This window comes from Actinomadura sp. NPDC049753, from assembly GCF_040674655.1.
Taxonomy (GTDB): domain Bacteria; phylum Actinomycetota; class Actinomycetes; order Streptosporangiales; family Streptosporangiaceae; genus Spirillospora; species Spirillospora verrucosospora.
The window spans coordinates 13,652-30,845 of sequence record NZ_JBFARL010000020.1; the positions used below are offsets into that span (position 1 = coordinate 13,652).

Annotated in this window: 17 protein-coding genes; 11 read left to right on the forward strand and 6 right to left on the reverse strand. The window is 72.5% G+C overall.

The genetic code is table 11. The annotated features are described in order from the left end of the window. The first annotated feature begins 265 nt into the window (after positions 1-265). The 6 genes from AB0K37_RS08110 (at position 266) to AB0K37_RS08135 (ending at position 6,869) form a co-directional block, all read left to right on the forward strand. Entirely contained in the window at positions 266-1,198 is a 933-nt protein-coding gene (locus AB0K37_RS08110; RefSeq protein ID WP_363976607.1) for a hypothetical protein, read from the forward strand. Between the two features lie 224 nt (positions 1,199-1,422). After that, entirely contained in the window at positions 1,423-3,006 is a 1,584-nt protein-coding gene (locus AB0K37_RS08115; protein WP_363976610.1) for an FAD-binding oxidoreductase, read from the forward strand. A gap of 146 nt (positions 3,007-3,152) precedes the next feature. Further along, entirely contained in the window at positions 3,153-4,406 is a 1,254-nt protein-coding gene (locus AB0K37_RS08120) for an alpha/beta hydrolase-fold protein (RefSeq protein WP_363976613.1), read from the forward strand. A 31-nt stretch (positions 4,407-4,437) separates the two neighbouring features. Continuing rightward, complete coding sequence (locus tag AB0K37_RS08125; RefSeq protein ID WP_363976616.1) at positions 4,438-4,995, forward strand: hypothetical protein; 558 nt, start codon at positions 4,438-4,440, stop codon at positions 4,993-4,995. Between the two features lie 111 nt (positions 4,996-5,106). After that, positions 5,107-5,913: a VOC family protein gene (locus tag AB0K37_RS08130; protein ID WP_363976619.1), complete on the forward strand. Its 807-nt coding sequence runs from the start codon at positions 5,107-5,109 to the stop codon at positions 5,911-5,913. A gap of 149 nt (positions 5,914-6,062) precedes the next feature. Beyond that, on the forward strand, positions 6,063-6,869 hold the full coding sequence (locus AB0K37_RS08135) for a VOC family protein (protein WP_363976622.1): 807 nt from the start codon (positions 6,063-6,065) through the stop codon (positions 6,867-6,869). 16 nt (positions 6,870-6,885) lie between these two features. Here AB0K37_RS08135 and AB0K37_RS08140 read toward each other — a convergent pair whose 3' ends face one another. Continuing rightward, positions 6,886-7,581, reverse strand: a complete 696-nt coding sequence (locus AB0K37_RS08140; protein ID WP_363976625.1) for a TetR/AcrR family transcriptional regulator — start codon at positions 7,579-7,581, stop codon at positions 6,886-6,888. A gap of 197 nt (positions 7,582-7,778) precedes the next feature. Between AB0K37_RS08140 and AB0K37_RS08145 the strand changes: the two genes are divergently transcribed. Continuing rightward, positions 7,779-8,840 carry an FUSC family protein gene (locus tag AB0K37_RS08145; RefSeq protein ID WP_363976627.1) on the forward strand — a complete coding sequence of 354 codons (1,062 nt, stop codon included), beginning with the start codon at positions 7,779-7,781 and terminating at the stop codon, positions 8,838-8,840. On the opposite strand, the gene AB0K37_RS08150 is transcribed toward AB0K37_RS08145, so the two are convergent. Continuing rightward, positions 8,837-9,604 (reverse strand): DUF1932 domain-containing protein, encoded by a 768-nt coding sequence (locus tag AB0K37_RS08150; RefSeq protein WP_363976629.1) that lies wholly within the window; start codon positions 9,602-9,604, stop codon positions 8,837-8,839. The genes AB0K37_RS08145 and AB0K37_RS08150 overlap by 4 nt on opposite strands. Before the next feature lie 79 nt (positions 9,605-9,683). On the opposite strand from AB0K37_RS08150, the gene AB0K37_RS08155 reads away from it, so the two are divergent. Both AB0K37_RS08155 and fusA read left to right on the forward strand, forming a co-directional pair. Next, complete coding sequence (locus tag AB0K37_RS08155) at positions 9,684-10,304, forward strand: GntR family transcriptional regulator (protein WP_363976632.1); 621 nt, start codon at positions 9,684-9,686, stop codon at positions 10,302-10,304. 109 nt (positions 10,305-10,413) lie between these two features. Further along, positions 10,414-12,462 carry an elongation factor G gene (fusA, locus tag AB0K37_RS08160; RefSeq protein ID WP_363976635.1) on the forward strand — a complete coding sequence of 683 codons (2,049 nt, stop codon included), beginning with the start codon at positions 10,414-10,416 and terminating at the stop codon, positions 12,460-12,462. Positions 12,463-12,509: 47 nt separating this feature from the next. On the opposite strand, the gene AB0K37_RS08165 is transcribed toward fusA, so the two are convergent. Next, complete coding sequence (locus AB0K37_RS08165; RefSeq protein ID WP_363976638.1) at positions 12,510-12,944, reverse strand: DoxX family protein; 435 nt, start codon at positions 12,942-12,944, stop codon at positions 12,510-12,512. After that, positions 12,941-13,882 carry a hypothetical protein gene (locus AB0K37_RS08170; RefSeq protein ID WP_363976641.1) on the reverse strand — a complete coding sequence of 314 codons (942 nt, stop codon included), beginning with the start codon at positions 13,880-13,882 and terminating at the stop codon, positions 12,941-12,943. Before AB0K37_RS08170 ends, AB0K37_RS08165 begins: the two co-directional genes overlap by 4 nt. Positions 13,883-14,256: 374 nt before the next feature. Here AB0K37_RS08170 and AB0K37_RS08175 point away from each other — a divergent pair, with 374 nt between their 5' ends. After that, positions 14,257-15,603: a biotin carboxylase N-terminal domain-containing protein gene (locus tag AB0K37_RS08175; RefSeq protein ID WP_363976644.1), complete on the forward strand. Its 1,347-nt coding sequence runs from the start codon at positions 14,257-14,259 to the stop codon at positions 15,601-15,603. 33 nt (positions 15,604-15,636) lie between these two features. Beyond that, positions 15,637-15,825 carry a hypothetical protein gene (locus tag AB0K37_RS08180; protein WP_363976647.1) on the forward strand — a complete coding sequence of 63 codons (189 nt, stop codon included), beginning with the start codon at positions 15,637-15,639 and terminating at the stop codon, positions 15,823-15,825. A gap of 40 nt (positions 15,826-15,865) precedes the next feature. On the opposite strand, the gene AB0K37_RS08185 is transcribed toward AB0K37_RS08180, so the two are convergent. Together AB0K37_RS08185 and AB0K37_RS08190 are read right to left on the reverse strand one after the other, a co-directional pair. Next, positions 15,866-16,390 (reverse strand): GNAT family N-acetyltransferase, encoded by a 525-nt coding sequence (locus tag AB0K37_RS08185; RefSeq protein WP_363976650.1) that lies wholly within the window; start codon positions 16,388-16,390, stop codon positions 15,866-15,868. Next, a complete protein-coding gene (locus tag AB0K37_RS08190; RefSeq protein WP_363976652.1) occupies positions 16,387-17,172 on the reverse strand; it encodes a hypothetical protein in 786 nt (261 codons plus the stop codon). Before AB0K37_RS08190 ends, AB0K37_RS08185 begins: the two co-directional genes overlap by 4 nt. Between the last annotated feature and the right edge of the window lie 22 nt (positions 17,173-17,194).

Sequence of the window (17,194 nt, forward strand, 5' to 3'; positions counted from 1 at the left end):
GACGAGCCGCCTCCGCCGTCGCATCCTGGATCGTGACGCGGGTCGCTCACTGTGAGGCCATGCCCGGTTCGCCGCCCGCCCTGCACCATTTCCTGGTTTATCGACCGGTGTAGTTGATAAATCCGCACCAGCCCGCACGGTCCCTCTTGCCGGTTTCCGAAACCGGTGGTCGATCGCTCCCCGAGCGGCGGCCACCGGTTCGCGGAACCGGTGGCTTGTCGCTCGCGGAGCGCTCCGGCCTCTCACAACCTAGAGGGGCAGGACTATGTCCTCTTCACTCGACCCCGGCCGGCTCGCCGGCAGAGGTCTCATCGTGGCCAGCCTGGTGTCGTCAGGCATCGGCTACGCCTTCACCACGAGCTACCACGCGCTGGAGGTGGCGGCACCGATGCAAACGGTCGGTGCCCTCGCCCTCTGCGTGCTGATGCTTCTTACAGGACGGTCTCCGTTCAGGCAGTACGAGCGGCCCATGTGGTGGCTGATCGGCCGCCTGGCCGTCGGGAACGCCGCCGTCGCGGTCCTCTACCCGTACGCGGTGTCGCGCCTGAACCTGGGCACCGTCGCCGCCGTCGTGGTACTCGGCTACCTCTCGGTGGGCTCCAAGAGGATCTGGCACTTGAGGGCCACCGCGTGGGGGTTCAAGCACCTGTGCGGGCGCTCGCTCGTGCTGGGCGGGATCCTCATGCTCAACTGGCCCCTGCAGGGTGAGATCGTGGGCCTGCTGTGCGCTTTCGGCAGCGCATGGTGCGTTTGGAACACGGTCACCGTGCTGGGGAAGATGAAGGACCACGGACTGGCAGACCAGGGCGCCACGCTCGCCAACCTGCTGGCGGCGCCGGCGCTGTTCGTGCCGGTGTTCCTCCTGCGGGGCGGTGACTGGGTGTCCCCGGACCTGTTCTTCGTGGCCGGGCTGGCAGGTCTGCTCACGCTGATGCTGCCGGTCGTCCTGACCAACGCCGCGCTCCGTCGTATCTCGGAGCTCGACGTGGGTGTCATGCAGTCGCTCTCGACGCCGGTCCACGCCATGGTGGCGCTGGCCGGCGCCGCGATGGGGCGGCTGCCCTCCGACCAGCGGCTGACCTTCTTTCCGGAGTGGGTCGCCATCCTCCTGATCGCCGGTGCCGCCTTCGGGGTCTCCTCCCTCAAGGAGCCTTCCGGCGGTGCGGTCCGCGTCAGGGCGCAACCGAGCGGCAAGTGACGCGCCGCTGACCCAACCCAGCGGGGGCTGACGCCTCCGCTGACCCGCAACGGCGGAGAGGGCACCCCTTTCCGCCGTTGCACTGCGACTTGTAGGTGAGTGGGGCTCGCCGCGCGAAAACCTGACCAAGATGCTAACTGTTCGTTACTGATCGACTACTTTATGACATGGTGGGGAAGGTGTCCACGCATCCCTTATCCGAGGTGCGTGGAGGCGATGCCCCGATGAGCGAGATCCCGACACCGTCCGGCGCGACCGGCTCGTTCGGCGCGACCGGCCTGCCCAGTACGACCGTCCGGCCCGGCGACAGGCGGTATCCGGCGCTCAGCCGCGGGTTCAACCAGCGGTGGATCGGAGAGCCCGAGTACGTGCGGCTGGTGCGGTCGCCCGAGGAGGCGCGGACGGCGCTCGCCGAGGCGGTGCGGGAGCGGCCGGCCGACCCGCGGCGGACGCGGATCACGGTGAAGGCGGGCGGGCACTGCTACGAGGACTTCGTCTGCGGCTCCGACGTGCGGGTCATCCTGGACGTGAGCCCGATGTGCGGGGTGTCCTACGACGCCGCGATGCAGGCGTACTGCGTGGAAGCGGGGGCGACGAACTGGCACGTCTACAGTCACCTGTACCCGATCAGCGGCAAGGCGCTGCCCGGCGGGTCGTGCTACTCGGTCGGGCTCGGCGGGCACATCCCGGCGGGCGGGTTCGGGCTGCTGTCGCGGCAGCACGGCCTCACCGTCGACTACCTCTACGCGGTGGAGGCGGCGGTGGTGGACGAGCGCCAGAACGTCGAGCTGGTCGTGGCCCGGCGCGACGACGGCGACCCGTGGCTCCGCGACCTGCTGTGGGCCCACACCGGGGGAGGCGGCGGGAACTTCGGCGTGGTCACGCGGTTCTGGTTCCGGGGCCTCCCGCAGCCGCCGAAGCAGGTGCTGCTCACGGCGCTCGCGTGGGACTGGAAGGACTTCACCAAGGACGAGTTCGCCGCCCTGCTGGGGGCGTACGGGGAGTACTTCCGCGACCACCAGGACCCGTCCTCGGCGGCGGGGAAGCTCTTCGCCATGCTGAAGCTCAACCACGTCAGCAACGGCCAGATCGGGCTGCTGGCACAGGTGGACGTGGACGACCCCGACGGGGCGAGGGCGATGACCGACTTCATCGTGGCCCTCGACGGGCGGATCGGCCCGGCGGCGAGGCCGATGCGCACGATGATGGGCGAGCACTTCGTGCACCTCGAGATCCCGCGCGTGATGCCGTGGCTGACCGCCACCCAGGCGCTGAACGCCAGCGGCGAGAACCGCTGCGGAAAGTACAAGTCGGCCTACCTGCGCAAACCGTTTACCAGTCAACAGATCGATGCGATGTGGGCCTATCTCGGCAAGGAGAAGTACACCGACTACGCGAACAAGCAGGCGCTCATCCAGGTCGACTCGTACGGCGGCGCCGTCAACAGGCCGCTGCACAAGACGGCGGCGCGGCAGCGCGATTCCATTATGAAACTCCAGTACCAGGTGTACTGGACGCAAAATGACGCCTACGAGGACACGCACATCGCGTGGATCCGGGACATCTACAAGGCGACGTTCGCCGCGACCGGCGGCGTCCCCGTCGCGGACGGCGAGACCACGGACGGCTGCTACATCGGCTATCCCGACGCGGATCTGAACGACGGGCGCTGGAACGAGTCGTCCCAGACGTGGGAGACCCTCTACTACAAGGACGCCTACGCGAAACTCCAGGAGGTCAAACGGCACTGGGATCCGGGAAACGTGTTCCGGCACGCCCAGTCCGTCCGTCCGGGGAAGCCGGGGTAGCGGCACAGGCCCGGTAGCGCAGCGTCACGGATCATCTCGCCTTTATTGCATTCGCTGCCAATACTTGCGGCTGTGACGGCGGGGACAGTAGTTTCGTCGGGCGAGCGGAGCGGCGGGCCGGGCGTGGCCCGAGCGGCTGGGGAGTCATGAAGAAGCGTACCGACAGGAAGATCGCCATCGCGGGCACCGCGGCGGCGGCCGTGCTGCTGCCCACCGTCATGGTCGGCCTCGCGCAGGCCGGCGTGGGAGTCCCGAAGGGCAAGTCGGAGGCCAGCGGGAACTCCAAGCCGATCCCCTCGTTCGGCCCCGCGACGCAGCCGTCGGTCCCCGGCGGCGCGTCCGCCTCCCCGACGAAGTCGCCGGGTGCGGCGAAGCTGCCCAGCATCCCGCTGAACAGCAACCCGTTCCGCACCGGGCGAGGGACGCCGAGCCCCACCGACCCCGACAGCAACACCGGCAACCGCGGCAAGAAGCCGCAGATGCCGTCGGGCGCGGCGCCGGGCAAGTACGCCAAGGCCCCCGACGGGGCCGCGATCACGGGCGTCAAGAAGATCAATTCGCGGATCTTCGACGTCACGATCGCCTCGCCGGCGCTGGGCGCCGCCGTGAAGACCCGCGTGATGGTGCCCAAGGGCTGGAAGGCCGGCGCCACCAGGTCGTGGCCGGTCGTGTACGCCTACCACGGCGGCAACAACAACTACCTGTCCTGGACCAAGGACTCCAACATCGAGCAGGTCATCGGTCCCTACGACGCGATGGTCGTGATGCCCGAGGGCGGCTGGAACGGGTCCTACACCAACTGGTACAACGGCGGGAAGGGCGGCATCCCCGAGTGGGAGACCTTCCACATCGGCGAGGTCATCCCGCTGATGGAGCGCAACTTCCACGCCGGTTCGGTGCGCGCCGCGATCGGCCTGTCGTCCGGCGGGCAGGGCGCCATCACCTACGCCGAGCGGCACCGCATGTTCAAGTACGCCGCCTCCTACAGCGGCGCCCTCAACATCACGGCGCCCGGCATGCCGGTCATCCTGACGTCCATGAACCGCGAGGCGGGCACCGCCATCTGGGGCGACCCGATCACCGCGCGGGCGAACTGGCGGGCGCACGACGCGACCGTCATGGTGTCCAAGCTCAAGGGCATCGGCGTCTACGTCTCGTCCGGCAACGGGCAGCCCGGCCCCTACGACAAGGCCGACACCCCGCCCCACGACGCGGGGCGCATCGGCGAGCAGCTGGCCGGCACGATGAACGAGAACTTCGTCGCCGCGGCTCAGAAGGCGGGCGTGCCGGTCACCTCCCACCTGTACGGGCCCGGCATGCACAACTGGAAGTACTGGCGCATCGAGCTGGCCCGCAGCTGGCCGACCATCGCCAAGTCCATCGGCGCCCGCAAGTCCTGACCGCCCGCCCGGCGGCCCGGGGAGCGGCACGGTGAAGGGGTTCGCCCGGCGGGAGTTCCAGCTCGTCCTGCTGCGGCGCATGGCCGACTACCAGCCGGGCCTCGTCGAGGACGCGATCCGGTCGCTCGGCGCCTCGCGCACGGAGATGCGCGAGGTCAACGCCCGGTGGCAGCGCGTCCTGCGGTCCCGGACGTTCCCGCGCGGCCGCCGCCGCTACGAGGCCGTCCTCGGCCCGCCGGCCGCGGTCGAGGAGCGCCCGATCGGCGACGTCGCCTGCGAGACGGCGTGGTGGCCGCCCTTCCCCCTGTGGCCGGGCCTGCGCTTCGAGATCATGATGGGCCCGGACGGCGCCGTCATGCAGGAGTGGCTCGTCCGGGACGAGGGCGTGCCCGTGCCGCGGCTGGACACCGTGGACGACCTCGTCCCGTGGTCCTGCGTCGTCGGCGACGTGGACGCGCGCTTCGGCTCGGTCGCGCACCAGGACGGCGAGGTCCCGAGCCGGTGGCACGCGACGATCGCGGGCCCGGACGGCGCCGTCCTCGTCGCGCACTTCGTCTGGGGGCTCCTCCAGACCGTCGAGAGCGTCTGAAGCGATCCAAGGCCCGGCGGACCGCCGTTGGGGTGATCTTAAGTTTTCGCGGCCCTGGATATTGCGCATCGGTCCCTAACGTGGGGATATGCGAACTTTCGAGGGTCGGCGATGCCCGAAGTAACCGCATACGCCCCCGGATATCCCACCTGGGCCGAGCTGGTCAGCCCGGACGTCCAGGCCTCCCAGCGGTTCTACTGCGAGCTGTTCGGCTGGTACGTCTACACGCTGGCGGGCGACCTCAACGACTACTCGATCTTCACCCTCGGTGACGTCCAGGGCCCGGAGGTCGCCGGCATGCAGCCGCTCGCGGACGACTCGATGGAGCCGACGTGGACGTGCTACTTCCGGACCGACGACATCCGGGGCACCCTCGACAGGGTGCGCGCCATGGGCGGGCAGGAGCTGAGCGAGCCCACCGACCTCTCCAACCTCGGGCGGATGGCCCACTGCGCCGACCCCGAGGGCGCCGACTTCGCCCTGTGGACGCCCTACACCTTCCAGGGCGCGGGCGTCGTGGACGAGCCGTCCGCGATGTGCTGGATGGAGCTGGCCGTCCGCGACGTCGAGGGCGCCCGGCGCTTCTACGGGGAGGTCTTCGGCTGGAGGGCCGTCGACCGCTCCTCCTTCGCGCCCGACTACACCAACTGGAAGGTCGGAGAGTGGTCCGTGGCGGGCATGGTGCCGCTGGCGGAGTGGTGGCCCGCCCACTTCGAGCCCCACTGGATCCCCTACTTCTGGGTCTCCGACTGCGATGCCGCCGCGGCGCGGGCGGCCGAGCTCGGGGCGGTCGTCCATGTCCCGCCGACCGACATCAAGCCCGGCCGCGTCGCCGTCATGACCGACCCGTGCGGGGCGCGCCTCGCCGTCCTCACCCCGGCGGCCGACTCGCGCCTGCGTTACCGTCCGCACGGATGACCGCGGCCCCTCCGCCCGCCGGGCGGAGACGCGAACATTGGGGTGATCTTGGGGATTCGCGTCGGCGGGGATTGCGCGGGCGTCCCTAGCCTGGAGGAACGCGCGCCGCCGGGGCGCGCCGCCAGGGAGGCGATGCCGGAGGTGATCCGATGCCCGAGGTGACCGCGTTCGCCCCCGGCCACCCGTCGTGGGCCGAACTCGCGAGCCCGGACCCGGAGGGGTCCAGGCGGTTCTACCGCGAGCTGTTCGGCTGGTACTCCTACACGCTGACCCTGAGCGACCTCGGTGACTACGAGATCTTCACGCTGGGCGGCGTCCAGGGCCCCGAGGTCGCCGGGATGCAGGCGCTCGCCGACGACTCGGAGACCGCCTCCTGGACGTGCTACTTCCGGACCGACGACGTCCCGGCCACGCTCGCCGCCGTGCGCGAGGCGGGCGGTCTGGAGACGGTGGAGCCCACCGACATCGCCGACCTGGGACGGATGGCCCTGTGCTCCGACCCCGAGGGCGCCGACTTCGCGCTCTGGTACCCGTACAACCTCAAGGGCGCGGGCGTCGTCGACGAGCCGTCCGCGATGGTCTGGGTGGAGCTCGCCGCCCGCGACATCGAACGCGCCCGCCGCTTCTACGGCGAGGTCTTCGGCTGGAGGGCCGTCGACCGGGACTACTACGACTCCGTCTACACCCACTGGAAGGTCGGCGACTGGGCGGTGGCCGGCATGGTCTCCATGGACGAGCACTGGCCGCCCGGCCACGCCTCGCACTGGACGCCGTTCTTCTGGGTCTCCGACTGCGACGAGTCCGCGGCCCTGGCCGTCGAGCTCGGCGCCCACGTCCGCATCCCGCCCACCGACCTCAAGCCCTGCCGGTTCTCCGTGGTCACCGATCCGACCGGGGCCCGCCTGGGCCTGGTCACCCCCACGACGGACGTCCGGGCCGAGCGCGCACGCCCCTGACGGCCGGGCCGGCCGGTCACCGGCCGACGGGCCCGGGGCCGAGGGAGGCCGATCCGGGCGCGGGCAGGGCGTCCTGGGAGTGCAGGCGGCCGAGGAGCATCAGGACGAGCTCGTCGATGACCTCGTCGAGGGTGGCCTCGACCCAGCCGGCGGTCCAGTCGTGCAGGAGGCCGTTGATGCTGCCGATGAACGCCGTCGCGGCGATCCGGTAGTCGCGGTCGGGGATCTCGCTCCGCTCGGCCGCGGCGGCGGCCTCGGCGCAGATGAACTCGACCCAGCGGGCGCGGCGGGTGAGGCGCTGGCGGTCGAGCCGGGGGCTGACGCCGATGATCTCGACGAACGCGATCCGGATGCGGGCCCGGTCGGCGGTGATGCTGGCGGCGTAGGCGCGGAACAGGTGCGCCGTGCGCTCGGCGAGCCCGAGGCCCGCGACGGACGGCAGCGCGGCCAGGACGTCCCGCTCGGCCGCGTCGTTGACCTCGAGGTGCAGTTCGGCGAGGAGGTCCTCCAGCGTGCTGAACTCCTCGTAGAACTGGCGGGTGGACAGCCCGGCCGCCTCGCTGAGCGCCGCGACCGTGGTGCCGCGGTATCCGGGGCCGCGGCCGAACATCTCCAGCCCGGCGTCCAGGAACCGGCGGCGGCGCTCGGCGCGCCGCTCGGCCGCGGACCGGCCGCCGTACCTGCCGGTCGGTGTCGCGCGCCTGCCCGCCACGTGGCTCCCTCCGTCCGTTCGTCCGGCATCTTTCCGCAAATCGGCCTTGTGTCACACATCACCCCCCTGTGGTCTCGCTCACCGGGACTGCCCGGGCCGGGCCCCGCCCGGGCCTCCCCGCGCGCCCGATCATGGTTCGACGCGCGGTGGGAGGGAACCGCGATTTGGTGTTTTTCGGGAGGATTCGAAGGCATTTGATGCCTTTTGCGGGACGCCGGTACTGGGACGAGCGCGCGAAGCTGACCCTCAAGGCCGTCCTCGCGGCGGTCACGGCATGGCTGGTCGCGAAGAACGTGTTCGGCGAACCGCAGCCGTACTTCGCCCCCCTGGCCGCGCTGCTCGGGGTGTACCCGACGGTCGTGCGGTCCGTGCGGGAGAGCCTGGCCTACGGGGGCGGGTTCGTGATCGGCGCGGCGCTCGCGATCCCCGTCGGGCTGCTCGTCGGCCCGAACATCGCCGGCATCGCCCTCGTCGTCGTCCTCGCCATGATGGCGTCGGGATGGCGGCGGCTCGGCGAGCAGGCGTCCCAGGTCCCGTTCACGGCGCTGTTCGCGCTGCTGCTGGGCGGGCACGAGGTCGTCGGCTACACGCTGCCGCGCCTGGCCGACGTCGCGGTCGGGCTCGTGGTCGGCCTCGGGGTGAACGCGGCCGTCTTCCCGCCGCTGTACCTGCGGCGCGGCGAGTACGCGGTCCGGGAGATGCGCGAGACCCTCGCCGACGCCCTCGGGACGCTCGCCGACGACGTCGTCGAGCCCGCCGAGTGGAGCTCGCTGTGGCAGGAGCGCGAGTCCCGGCTGGTGAGCGTCCAGGATCAGGCGCGGTACGCCGTCGAGCAGGGGGAGGCCAGCCTGCGCGCCAACCCCCGCGCGAAGCTGCGCGGCTATCGGCTGCGCTGGCGGGGCGTCCCCGGGCAGTGGCCGGCGCCGGACCTGATGACGATGCTCGACCGCGCGACGGCCTACAGCCGGTCGATCGCGGCGACGCTGCGCCGGCTCGCGGACGCCGACGAGGCGGTGGTTCCGGGAGAGGACTTCCGGCGAGGGTACGCGGCGGTGCTCCGCACGCTCGGCGGCCTCGTCCTGGAACTGCCCGACGTGCCGGACGACGCGGCGCTCGCGGAGGCCGAGAAGATGCAGCACGAGATGGAGCGCCCCCACCTCGGCCCGCGGACCGACGCCCCCGGTCTGTGGGACCCGCGCAAGGAGCTGCTGCGGCTCAGCCGCCTGCTGCTCGACGACCTGCGCGACGGCCGCGCCTAGCGCGCGCGGGCGGACAGCCGCCTCAGCAGGTCGCGGCTCGCGGCGGCCATCGCCGGGGGGACGCCCAGCTCGTCCAGCATGGCCGCCGCGGCCTCCATCTCGGCGGCGCGGCGGTCGGCGTGCCGGTACGTCCCGGCGACGAGCCGGTCCACGGTGTGCTCCCCGGCCGCCGCCAGCTCCGCGACGATGTCCTCGCGCAGCCAGTCCTCGCAGCCGGCCGCCCGCGCCGCCTCCAGCGCCTCGACCACCGACCCGGCCAGCCCCTTGAAGAACACGCTGCGCAGCAGCTTGCGCCCGGCCGCCGCGCCCGCCTCCGCGTCCATCACCTCGACCGCGGCGCCGAGCGGGGTGAGGGTCGCGGCGACCGCCCGGGCTCCCTCCGCGCTGGCCAGCATCGGCGTGCGGAGCCCGCGGCCCGGCACCGGCGCCATGATCGCGACATCGGCGAACCGGGCCCCGGCCCGCCGCGCGAGCGCGTCCAGCTCCCGCTTCAACCCGGGCGAGCCGGTGTTCAGGTCGGCCCACACGGCGCCCCGGGCGGCGCCGATCCCCGCCCGGAGCGCCGCGACGGCGTCGTGCGCGCTGTTGACGCTCAGCACCAGATCGGCCCCGGCGGCGGCGTCGGCCTCGCTCCGCGCCTGGACGATCCCGCCGGACGCGGCGACGGCCGGGTCGTGGCCGCGCACCACCGCCCCCGCCGCCACGAGGTCGCGCGCGATCGCGCCGCCCGCCTCACCGAGCCCCAGTACGGCGATCACCGTCATGCGTCCTCCTCCGCGGCCGGATGTCCCGCGAACCGCTACCCTAGATCACACCAAAATTGGCGACAATCCCGGAGACTCCGTGAGCGACGTGACGGCCGCGATCCGCGAGGCGATCCTCGGCGGCGAGTTCGTGCCGAACCAGCGGCTGGTCGAGGCGGACCTGTCGGAGCAGTTCGCGGCGAGCCGCGCCGGCGTCCGAGCGGCGCTCGCCGTGCTCGCGGGCGAGGGCCTTGTCGAGCGCGTCCAGAACCGCGGCGCCCGGGTGCGCGCCGTCTCCCTGGAGGAGGCCGTGGAGATCTCCGAGGTCCGGATGGTGATCGAGGGGCTGTGCGCGGCGAAGGCCGCCGAGTGCGCGGCTCCCGCCGAGATCTCCGAGCTGCGGACGATCGGCGAGGAGATGCGCGCCGCCGTCGCGTCCGGCGACGTGCTCGGCTACTCCCGGCTGAACGAGCGCCTCCACGGCCGCGTCCGCGAGATCAGCGGGCAGCGGACCGCCTCGGGCGTCCTGGAGCGCCTGCGCGCCCAGAGCGTCCGGCACCAGTTCAAGCTGGCCATGCACCCGGGCCGCCCCCAGGTGTCCCTCCCGCAGCACCTCGCCATCATCGACGCGATCGCCGCCCACGACCCGGCCGCCGCCGAGCAGGCCGCCCGCGCGCACCTGCGCAGCGTCATCGAGGCCCTCGGCGAGATCGCCTCCTAGCCGGAAAACCCTTCGCGCCGGCCCTCTCTCCGCCGTTACGGTCGGCCTGCCGCACGGCACGATCTTGTCCGGCGGCGGTCGTCATCAGAGAGAACCAGGAGGATTCCCGATGACAACAACCACAGCCTTCGCTCTGACCAAGGTTCGCAACATCGGGATCATGGCGCACATCGACGCCGGCAAGACGACGACCGCCGAGCGGATCCTGTTCTACACCGGTGTGTCGCACCGGATCGGCGAGGTGCACGACGGCAACACCGCGCTGGACTACACCAAGCAGGAACGCGACCGGGGCATCACCATCACCTCCGCGGCGACGACCTGCCGCTGGACGGTCCGGGACGCCCCCGGCGGCGCCGAGCACACGATCAACCTGATCGACACGCCGGGCCACGTCGACTTCACGATCGAGGTCGAACGGTGCCTGCGCGTCCTCGACGGCGCCGTGGCCGTGTTCGACGGCGTGGCGGGCGTCGAGCCGCAGTCGGAGACGGTGTGGCGCCAGGCCGACCGCTACGGCGTGCCGCGGATCTGCTTCGTCAACAAGCTCGACCGCGCCGGCGCCGACTTCCTCGCCTGCGTCGACATGATCCGCGAGCGGCTCGGCGCCGTCCCGCTGGTCACGCAGTTGCCGATCGGCGCCGAGTCCGGGTTCGAGGGCGTCGTCGACCTCGTCTCCGGGCGGGCGCACGTCTGGCCGGAGGGCCGGCACGCCGTCGTGGACGTCCCGTCCGGCATGGCCGAGGACGTCCGCCGATGGCGCGGCAGGCTCGTCGAGACGGTCGCCGAGCGCGACGAGCGGGTCATGGAGCTGTACGTGGGCGGTGCGGAGCCGTCGCCGGAGCAGTTGCACGCGGCGATCCGCCGGCTCACGGTCGCCTCCGAGGCGACCCCGGTGCTGTGCGGCAGCGCGTTCCGCAACAAGGGCGTCGAGCCCCTGCTGGACGCGGTGGTGCGGTACCTGCCGTCGCCGCTCGACGTCGCGCCGCCGGAGGTCGGGGACGCCCTGGAGCGGACCCCGCTCTCCGCGCTCGCGTTCAAGATCGTGAGTGACCGGCATCTGGGGCGGCTCACCTTCGTCCGGATCTACACCGGGCGGCTGGCGGCGGGCGCGAGCGTCCTCAACAGCGTCAAGGCGCGCAAGGAGCGGATCGGCAAGATCTACCGCATGCACGCCGACGCCCGCGAGGAGATCGCGTCGGCGGGCGCGGGCGACATCGTCGCGGTGATGGGGCTCAAGCAGACCACCACCGGTGAGACGCTCTGCGACGAGGCGCGCCCGGTGGTCCTGGAGTCCATGGACTTCCCGGCGCCGGTCATCGAGGTCGCGATCGAGCCGCGGTCCAAGGCCGACCGGGAGAAGCTGGGCGCCGCGATCCAGCGGCTCTCGGAGGAGGACCCGTCGTTCCAGGTCCACGACGAGGAGGGGCAGACCGTCATCGGCGGCATGGGCGAGCTCCACCTGGAGATCCTCATCGACCGCATGCGGGAGGAGTTCCACGTCGAGGCCAACGTCGGCCGGCCGCGCGTGGCCTACCGCGAGACGATCCGCACGGCCGTGGACCGGGTCGACCTGACCCACCGCAAGCAGACGGGAGGCAAGGGCCAGTACGCGAAGGTGCAGATCGCCGTCGAGCCCATCGAGGACGGGTACGAGTTCGTCAACCGGGTCACCGGCGGACGGATCCCGAAGGAGTTCATCCCCTCGGTGGACGCGGGCTGCCAGGAGGCGATGCGCTTCGGCGTCCTCGCCGGGTACGAGATGACGGGCGTGCGGGTCACGCTGCTGGACGGCGACTTCCACCCCGTCGACTCGTCCGAGCTCGCCTTCAAGATCGCCGGTTCGCTGGCGTTCGGGGAGGCGGTGCGGCGCGCGTCGCCCGTGCTGCTCGAACCGGTGATGACCGTCGAGGTCACCGCCCCCGAGGAGCATCTGGGCCCGGTGATCGGCGACCTGAACGCCCGCCGCGGGCGGATCGAGGGGACCGGCGAGCGCGCCGGCGCCCGGATCGTGCACGCCCTCGTCCCGCTGTCGGAGATGTTCGGCTACGTCGGGCACCTGCGCGGCATGACGTCGGGCCGCGGGGTGTTCACCATGCGGTTCGCGTCCTACGCGGAGGTCCCGGCCGCGGTCGCCCGGACGCTCGTCTCGGGCTGACGTGAAGGGGGCCCGGCATTCGCCGGGCCCCCTTTTCCGCGCCCGGGTCAGGATCCGGACGGTGCCGCCGCCGGTTCTCGGCGGCGGCCCGCCAGGAGGGCGTCCAGCGCCCCGGCGCCCGGTCCGAGCACCGCGATCAGCAGGAACGCCCAGCAGAACATCGCCGCGCTCTCGCCGCCGTTGCGCAGCGGCAGGAGCGCGTGCGGCTGGTGGACGGTGAAGTACGCGTACGCCATCGAGCCGGACGCCAGGAGGGCCGCGGGCCGCGTGAACAGCCCGGCAAGGACCAGCGCGCCGCAGACGAGCTGGATGAGCGCCGCCCACCATCCCGGCCAGGCGGCCAGCGCGACCGCGTGCCCGCTGCCCCGGTTGCCGCCGAGCACCCCGAACAGCGACGCCGTGCCGTGGCACAGGAACAGCAGGCCCATGACGGCGCGGAACAGCCCGAGCACCGGTCCGCCCAGTCGGTCCATCGGGATCATCCCTCGGTCACCCAGGCGTGCATGATGCCCATGACGTCCGTGAAGCCCTCGTCGGACGCCCGGTAGGACGCGGTGATCCTCAAGATGTCGCCGAGATCGATCCGGCCGATCGGCGAGCCGCCGCACGACGGCATGTTCGAGACCTCGGTCATGCCGTGGTGGTCGACGAACTCCGGCGTGCCGCCCTCCTCCGCCTCGCTGCGGCAGAACAGGCGCCCGGTGGTCGCGTCCTCCGTCCGCACGGCGACGCCGCCGTGGTGCAGGTGCCCGCGGACGTGCACGACGTCGCCCGAGACGGTGGAGCGCCACGTCCTGGACTTCTCGCTCTGCGGCCCCGCGGGGACGTCCCAGGTCGAGTCGGCGCAGCCGCCGGCGTCCAGCCACAGCGGGACCACCGGTCTGATGTGCGAGCCGAGCACCGGCTGGTAGGTGAAGGTGAACTGGACGTAGACGGTCTTCTCCTCGTGCGCGTGGTTCATCAGGTCGGCGAGGAGCGTCCAGCGGTCGAGGGGGCCCATCCGGAACCCGTAGCCGGCCGGGAAGACGCTCTCCATCCGCTCGTTGCCGGACGCCAGAACGCGCCGCGGCCCGCCGCACACGATGTCCCACGCCGCCGAGTTGAAGATGACGGCGTGGTGCAGCATCGGCCCGGTATTGATGTTGGCGTTGCTTCCGTCGGCGTACACGAGATTCGGCTTGAAACCCGTGACGAAACAGCTCTCGCACGGTTTCGCCACGTCGACGGCTATCTGGTTCGGCAGCTCGCCGTGCTCGCCGTTCGCCGCCTTCGGAATGGTGTAGGGGCCGTACCGGAGGGTGACGGTCTGCGGCTGCGCGGCCGGCGCGGCCGGTGCGGCCTGCGCGGCGGCAGGGGCCAGCACGGCCCCGGTGAGCAGCGCGAGCGCGCCGAGCAGTGTGAGGAGCGTTCTTCGGGACAAGGGGTTTCCTCCTTGGGGAGCCGCGCCGAGTGAGAACTGCGGCGCACTTTTTGCATGCGGCGGCCAGGCCCAGAGAGAATGGATTCCGCGCCCTTGCGGGAAAGGCCGTCGCGACGCCCACACAGTGAACGCCGCCCGGCGGCAAGTCAATTGTGCCGGGACACAACCGTGCCGATCAGGCGGATGAGCAGGGTTCCCGCCCGGCCCGCCGGAATGGAGACCGGCGATTTCGCCGACACCCTCGCCGAGACGTTCGCCACACGGCGTGTACGGGGCGCGGACCCGGGAATCGTCGGTCGCGGAGCCGGCGGCCCCACTAGTCTCTGCCGGGGCGGGACACCGGGTCCCGCCGGTCCGCGAGGAGGAGCCCCCAGGTGTTCGAGTCGGTGCTCGTGGCCAACCGCGGCGAGATCGCCGGGCGGATCGTGCACACCGCCCGCGCGATGGGGCTCAAGGCGATCGCGGTGTACTCCGCGGCCGACGAGGGCCTCCCCTTCGTCGCCGAGGCGGACGAGGCCGTCCTGATCGGGCCCGCCGAGCCGTCCGGCAGCTACCTCAACGCCGCCGCGATCCTGGAGGCCGCGCACCGGACCAACGCGCAGGCCGTCCACCCCGGTCACGGGTTCCTCGCCGAGAGCGCCGCGTTCGCCCGGCGGGTGGGCGAGCGCGGCCTGGTCTGGGTCGGCCCGCCCCCGCTCGCCATCGCCCGGATGGGCGACAAGATCAACGCCCGGAACCTGATGAAGGAGGCGGGCGTCCCCGTCGCGCCCGGCGTCTGGGAGCCGGTGCCCGACGCGGCGACGGCGGCCGAGGAGGCCGAGCGCATCGGCTACCCCGTCATGGTGAAGCCCGCCGCGGGCGGCGGCGGCATGGGCCTGGCCGCCGTCCATGACGAGGCGTCGCTGCGCAAGGCGTTCGAGGAGGCCCGCGCCTCCGCCGAGCAGCTCTTCGGCCGGGGCGACATCCTGCTGGAGCGGTACGTCGAGGGCGCCCGGCACGTCGAGGTCCAGATCCTCGGGCTCGCCGACGGCACGGTGGTCGCGCTGGGCGAGCGCGACTGCTCCGTCCAGCGCCGCTACCAGAAGGTCGTGGAGGAGTCCCCGTCCCCCGGCGTCACCCCGGCGCTGCGCGAGCGGATGCTGGCCGCCGCCGTCCGCGCGGGCGAGGCCGTCGGCTACCGCGGCGCCGGCACCGTCGAATGCCTGGTCGACCCCGCCGCGCAGGAGTTCACCTTCCTGGAGATGGACACCCGCCTCCAGATCGAGCACCCGGTGACCGAGCTGGTCACCGGCATCGACCTCGTCGAGCAGCAGTTCCGCATCGCCGCGGGCGAACCCGTCTCGTTCACCTCGGCCGCCCCGCGCGGGCACGCCGTCGAGTTCCGCGTCCAGGCCGAGGACCCGCGGAGCTTCCTGCCCGGGACGGGTGAGATCACGGTGTGGGAGGAGCCCGTCGGCGAAGGCATCCGCATCGACGCGGGCTACGCCGAGGGCAACACCGTCACCCGCCACTACGACCCGCTGCTGGCCAAGCTGTGCGTCCACGGCGACGACCGCGCCCACGCCCTGGCCCGCGCCCGCGCCGCCCTGGAGGCGTTCCACATCGAGGGCCCGCCGACGAACCTGCCGTTCCTGCGCGAACTGCTCGACCGCCCTGAGTTCGCCGACGGGACCTACGACACCGGGCTGGTCGCGCGCATGCGCGGCCACCAGGCCCCCTGAGCGCGGCCTCCGCGCCCGTCGTAGAGTGACGCCGTGTACTGCGACCGCTGCGGCGAGCCCGCCGAGGGCGACCACACCTCCTGCCGGACCGCCCGCCGGATGGAACCGCCCCGCTACTGCCCCGACTGCCGCCGCCGCCTGATAGTCCAGGTCACGCCGGCAGCCTGGACGGCCGAATGCTCCGCGCACGGCCCCCTCGAACCCGCGGACCAAGCCCCCTAACGGTTCGCCTAGGCGAGAGGCCGGGCGTTCTCAGGGCTCTTCACCCGCGACCTCCGCGCATACGAGGAGCCGCGTCCGCGTCCCGGAACGACATGGCGTAGGTGATGAGGTCTACGCCCGGGGCCGGGGCCCAGTCGTGGTCGGGGGTGCGGACGAAGCCCATCTTCTCGTACATCCGCTGCGCGGACTCCATGTTGCGCTGCGTCGACAGGCGCAGGCCCGAAAGGCCGGCTTTGCGGGCCTTCTCGATGCAGGCGCGCACCATGGCGCGGCCCGCGCCCCTGCCGCGGGCGTCCTCCAGAACGGCGAGCATGCGGAACTCGGCCTCGTCCGGTCCGGCCAGATCCGCGTAGGGGGTGCCCGGCGGGCAGTACGCGACGGCACCGGCGATCCGCCCGGCGTCTTCGGCGACGAGCAGTTCGGCTTTCGCGGCCCGGTCGGCGGCGTCGCGCAGCTTGTGCACGTACGGGGACTCCGGGCTGACCAGGCCGCCGCGCACGTAGACCTCCACGGTCAGCTCGCCGACGAGGTCGTACTCGTCTGGGCGCGCCGTCCGGACGATCACTTGACGTCCTGGCAGGACGACTCGGCGGGGAGGAGGGGGCGCAGGCGGACGGAGTAGGTCTGGCCGCCGCTGCGCCACGCGGTGTCCGGGTTCGTGGCGGGAACCTTTTTGGCCGGGGCCACCGTGCAGATCGCACCGGCGACTGGGACGCCCTTGCCGAGCGGCTCCAGCGGCCACGCCTTGACGGTGGCGCTTCCCGTGGTGGGCCCGGCGAGGACGGCGGTCTTCTCCGGCCTGTACGGGGCGGGCTTCCCGGTGAGGTCGGACGCGGGCCAGGCGGCCGGGTCGAGGCGCCGGAGGAAGCGGCCCTCCGGGCCCGACTGGGCCTCGGGCTGGATGATCCGGGTCGTCGCGCCGTCCATGGCGACCACGATCGTGATCGCGTCGGCGACGCCGCCGGGCCCGACCGAGTGGGAGCGGGCGAGGCCGGCCGCGCGGGCCCCGTCGAGGAGGCGCCGCAGCGCCTCGGGCTTCAGGCGGTACTCCGTCGGCCCGCCCTGGGCCGAGGCGACCGCGCGGCCCGTGGAGTAGAGGGAGAAGTCGGGGAGGCTTCCGGGACCGCCGAGACCGGCGATGCCGCCGGTCTTGCGCCACCGCAGGACGAGCTTCTCGCCCGTGGAGGTGCCGCCCGGCGAGGACGAGGACGAGGACGGGGCGGGCGCGGGGGAGGAGGGCTCGGCGGTGCCGGAGCCGTCGCCGCAGGCGGCCAGCGCGGCGCCGGCGGTCAGGACGACGCAGGCGAGTGCCGGCGCCCGGCGGGAGCGTGTGTACGGACCGGCCATGACGGTTGGACGCTCGGCGGCC

Coding starts and splice junctions, on each gene's coding strand:
- AB0K37_RS08150 (WP_363976629.1), bottom strand. CDS start 9,604: ATGACGGTGATCGCCGTACTGGGGCTCGGTGAGGCGGGCGGCGCGATC.
- AB0K37_RS08115 (WP_363976610.1), top strand. CDS start 1,423: ATGAGCGAGATCCCGACACCGTCCGGCGCGACCGGCTCGTTCGGCGCG.
- AB0K37_RS08190 (WP_363976652.1), bottom strand. CDS start 17,172: ATGGCCGGTCCGTACACACGCTCCCGCCGGGCGCCGGCACTCGCCTGC.
- AB0K37_RS08135 (WP_363976622.1), top strand. CDS start 6,063: ATGCCCGAGGTGACCGCGTTCGCCCCCGGCCACCCGTCGTGGGCCGAA.
- AB0K37_RS08130 (WP_363976619.1), top strand. CDS start 5,107: ATGCCCGAAGTAACCGCATACGCCCCCGGATATCCCACCTGGGCCGAG.
- AB0K37_RS08145 (WP_363976627.1), top strand. CDS start 7,779: ATGCCTTTTGCGGGACGCCGGTACTGGGACGAGCGCGCGAAGCTGACC.
- fusA (WP_363976635.1), top strand. CDS start 10,414: ATGACAACAACCACAGCCTTCGCTCTGACCAAGGTTCGCAACATCGGG.
- AB0K37_RS08110 (WP_363976607.1), top strand. CDS start 266: ATGTCCTCTTCACTCGACCCCGGCCGGCTCGCCGGCAGAGGTCTCATC.
- AB0K37_RS08165 (WP_363976638.1), bottom strand. CDS start 12,944: ATGATCCCGATGGACCGACTGGGCGGACCGGTGCTCGGGCTGTTCCGC.
- AB0K37_RS08120 (WP_363976613.1), top strand. CDS start 3,153: ATGAAGAAGCGTACCGACAGGAAGATCGCCATCGCGGGCACCGCGGCG.